The organism is Dyadobacter sp. (assembly GCF_051859145.1).
Classification (GTDB): Bacteria; Bacteroidota; Bacteroidia; order Cytophagales; family Spirosomataceae; genus Dyadobacter.
Genome location: NZ_JBHYGF010000366.1, coordinates 1 through 4,205, shown reverse-complemented (window position 1 = coordinate 4,205; position 4,205 = coordinate 1). Strand labels below are relative to the sequence as shown.

The 4,205-nt window shown below is 46.9% G+C and carries 4 protein-coding genes; all 4 read left to right on the top strand.

The window, feature by feature from the left end:
- On the top strand, positions 1-360 hold a 360-nt coding region (locus tag ACTIE6_RS19120), incomplete at its 5' end, for a response regulator (RefSeq protein ID WP_439558167.1).
- 28 nt (positions 361-388) lie between these two features.
- Complete coding sequence (locus ACTIE6_RS19115; RefSeq protein WP_439558166.1) at positions 389-1,000, top strand: biliverdin-producing heme oxygenase; 612 nt, start codon at positions 389-391, stop codon at positions 998-1,000.
- 5 nt (positions 1,001-1,005) lie between these two features.
- On the top strand, positions 1,006-3,294 hold the full coding sequence (locus tag ACTIE6_RS19110) for an ATP-binding protein (protein WP_439558165.1): 2,289 nt from the start codon (positions 1,006-1,008) through the stop codon (positions 3,292-3,294).
- Positions 3,295-3,486: 192 nt separating this feature from the next.
- Positions 3,487-4,205, top strand: a 719-nt coding sequence (locus tag ACTIE6_RS19105) for a DNA topoisomerase IB (RefSeq protein ID WP_439558164.1), incomplete at its 3' end; no start/stop codon positions are given.

Sequence of the window (4,205 nt, the reverse complement as noted above, 5' to 3'; positions counted from 1 at the left end):
GTCTCTCCCAATTCACAACTGTCTGTGGCCTCCAATGGTGTTGAGCTGACAGACAAGATCCATAGCAACGAGCCAAAACCCGACCTCATTTTTCTTGACATGAATATGCCGGTAAAAAACGGGCTCGAATGTCTTGCAGAAATCAGGGCTACTCCCGGCTTTGAAGATATACCCATCATTATCCTGTCTACCTCCGTTGCTCAGTACCTATGGGAATCGGCGTATAACGGTGGAGCGAACCTGTACATTCAGAAGCCTACGAGCTTTGCCGGACTGGTGAATGTCCTGAGGAAATGCCTGCTCCAGAGCCTTAACCCGGCTACTCCGACACAAGTGGAACAGTTTTTGATTGTTAACTAATTTTTGATACCCGAATCAGCGTTCTTATATGAATGATACGACCGTTATTGCGAATGAACAAGAATCGTTTATTAAGAATCTAAGAATTGAAACTGCTGAAAGTCATCAGATTCTTGAAAATAATCAGCTTTCCAAAACGTTACTTGACCCTGCTGTTACCCTATCCGATTATCAGGCGTATTTGTCAAAAATATATGGAATTACATTGGCTTGTGAACTGCAGATTTTTCCGGTTTTAAACGACATTCTGCCGGATTGGAGCAGCAGGTACAAATCTGCCCTGATCGTAAAAGACCTGTCCCGCACAGGAATGAGCGACGACCAGATCCGCGACTTGCCAATCCACCAGTTTGATTGTTCAGGCATTCCGGAAGCAATGGGGATTATGTATGTCATGGAAGGTTCGACCCTGGGCGGAAAGATCATTTACAAGCATGTTCATAACAAGCTGGGGCTGGATCCGGAAAGTGGCGCGGCTTACTTCTGGGGTTATGGAGACCAGACGGGCAGCATGTGGAAATCATTTGTGTACCTGCTTGCTCAATATGCCGTCCAGAGTCAAAGCAGTGCGACCATTATCGACAGTGCCAAAAAAACTTTTACAGTAATTAACAGCTGGCTAAGCGACAGAAATATTTAGTCGAAATGAACATTAAGGATATAGTAAACAGGGACATCGTTAACCTGACGAATTGCGAAGGCGAACCAATTCACATTCCGGGGAGCATTCAGCCGCACGGGTTCCTGTTTGGCATCAAAAAAGACACCCTCCGAATTGAATACTGCAGCGAGAATACCAGCAGCTACATTAGTCTGAAACCAGACGCGATTCTTGGCAAGTCACTCAATGAAGTAGTTCCGGCTGAGCAGGCCAGCGAGTTTGCCAGGTATGCAACTGCGCGGGTCATTGATACCGCACAACCATTCGTATTTACCCTGGAAGAGGTTTCCTATAACACAACGGTACACCAGAGCGGCGACACCATTATACTGGAATTTGAACCATTCCCCGACGGGACGATCAACTTACCGAATTTATACAACCAGACAAGGCACTTTGTGTCCGTACTGGAAAAGACGACTTACCTGCAGGAGCTTTGCCAGGAAATTGCAAACGAAACCCGGGAGATCACAGGCTACGACCGTGTCATGATCTACCGTTTTGACACCGATTACAATGGCGAAGTAATTGCCGAAAGCAAGGTGGACGAAATCGACTCCTTTGCTGGTCAGATGTACCCGCATACGGACATTCCTGTTCAGGCGCGCGAGCTGTATATCCGAAATCCGCTGCGCATGATCGCGGACATTAATAACGAGCCTGTGCGTTTGCTGACCATTGACGAGGGAAGTAATAAAAGCAATCAATCCCTGGACCTGAGCCTCTCCATTTTGCGGAGCGTTTCCCCTATTCATATTGAATATTTGAAAAATATGGGGGTAGGCGCCACATTGACGATCTCCCTTCTTCAAAACGGAAAATTGTGGGGCCTGATAGCGTGCCACCATTATTCTCCCAAAATACTGCCTCATTATACACGGCTTTCTGCTTTGCTTCAGGGGCATTTTCTTACTTCGCAGATTGCGGTAAGAGAAACTGCTGAGGAATTTGAAGTGGGCCAGGAAGTAGACAAGGCATTATCGGATTCGCTCACACTGCTGCACGAAAACGAGGACTTTATTGAAGCCTGCCACCAATCACCCTCCCTGCTCAAACTGGCCAATGCGACAGGGGCTGTGATTTATTACAATGGGCAGTTATATAAAAATGGCGTAGTTCCAGGCGACGAAGAGTTGATTTCTTTGATGACAAAGCTGGCTGAGAAGTATCCCATGCAAGGCTTTCATACAGATAGGATATCAGATATTTTCCCGGAAGCAAAATCGTTTTCGAAGTCTGCCGCAGGTATTGTCTACCATTCGGTAGCCTCCATGAACCCGGACGGGATTATGTGGATCAGGTCGGAGAAAATTGAAACGATCAACTGGGCTGGTAATCCCGACAAAGCGGTTTTGAATAATGAAGATGGTTTGCGTCTTACTCCGAGGAAATCCTTTGAACTCTGGATGGTTGAAGTAAAAGACAAGAGTTTGCCCTGGAGAAAATTGGAGCTCAACGCTGCTTCCAATTTTTCTTATGCATTGCAGAAGCATATCAACTACCAGCTCATCCAGGTGCAAGAGGATAAAAACCGGGTCCTGAATGAAGAACTGAAAACGGCCAATAAAGAGCTCGCTAACCTGAACTGGATCAGTACGCACGACTTGAAAGAGCCGCTCCGGAAAATACAGATATTCGCTTCCAAGGTACTTGACCGTGAAGATCCGTACCTCTCGGCACAGGTGAAGGATTCGGTAGAAAGAATGCGGTTTGCTGCCGAAAAGATGCAGACGCTGATCGAAGATATCCTGACCTATTCCAAAACTGGGAATATGGAAAAGGTATATGAGCGGACGGACCTGAACGAAATCGCCTCTACGGTAATCAAGGATCTGCGGGATACAATTGAAGAGAAAAAAGCGACAGTAACCTTTGACAAGCTGCCGGTTTTATCGGTGATCCCGTTCCAAATTCGCCAGCTCTTTGTGAACCTGATCAGCAATGGAATCAAGTTTACAACTCCGGAAGTTATCCCATTGATCCACATTCGCGTTTCGAAAGTGAATGGAAGCGAAATTGGTGAAGAAAAGGCTGTTGCCGATGCGCAGTATTATCGCATTGCATTCATAGACAATGGGATCGGCTTTGAAGACGAGTACCGCGAGCGGATATTCGACGTATTCCAGCGGCTGCACCCGGCGCACCGTTATCCCGGAACTGGTATCGGACTCGCGATTTGCAAAAAGATCATGGAAAACCACAAAGGATTCCTGTTCGCCTCTTCCGAACTGGGAATAGGCTCCATCTTCAATGCATACTTTCCGGTAGAATAGGTTCAACCCTGAAATTTCAAACTGAGTATATACTTCCTCAGCAAAGCCTGACACAGGCCCGGCTGAGGAATTTTTATTTATAGTAACCTCGCTGAGATGCTGATTTAGAAGTATTTGGTACGGCACGTCTCACCTCTTTCTGCTGGTACTACTTTGTTATAACAAAGGCCTAGAAAGTAAATGATTGTGAACATGCAAGCAACCGCAGTAGGGACGCTCACGGAAGTACCTGAAATATCCGCGCGACAGATTAGAAAGTTAAGAAAAGATCCCGCGCTGACAGCCGCAGCTGTGGGTTTGAATTATATCAAATCGGGCTATGCGCCCGGGTACGTGCGTAAGGGAAAATCACCGCGCTTCTTTTATGTAGATCCACAGGGAAACAGGATTAAAGACAAGGAGGTGATCAAACGGATCAAGTCGCTGGTACTACCTCCTGCGTGGAAGGAAGTGTGGATCAGCAATGATTTGAATGCGCATTTGCAGGCTACGGGGATAGACGATGCAGGCCGAAAACAGTACCGGTACCACCCGCAATGGAACCTGATCCGAAATCAAACCAAATATTTCCGGCTGCTTACTTTTTCTGATGCACTTCCAGCCCTCCGTGAACAGGTAGAGCACGATCTCAGAAGGCGCGATTTTGACCTGAACAAATCCATTGCATTGGTGGTAAAGCTGATGGATAAAACCTGCATTCGAGTCGGTAACCAGCGCTATAAGCTGAAACACGGATCATCGGGCATTACTACACTTGACGCCCGCGCAGCTACTGTGAAGGGAAGTCGGATCCGGTTTATGTTTACGGGTAAAAAAGGGGTTAAACAGGATATTACCCTGCGCGACACCCAGCTCGCCCGACTGGTGAAGCAGTACAAGGAAATGCCCGGGAAACGGCTGTTTCAATACAC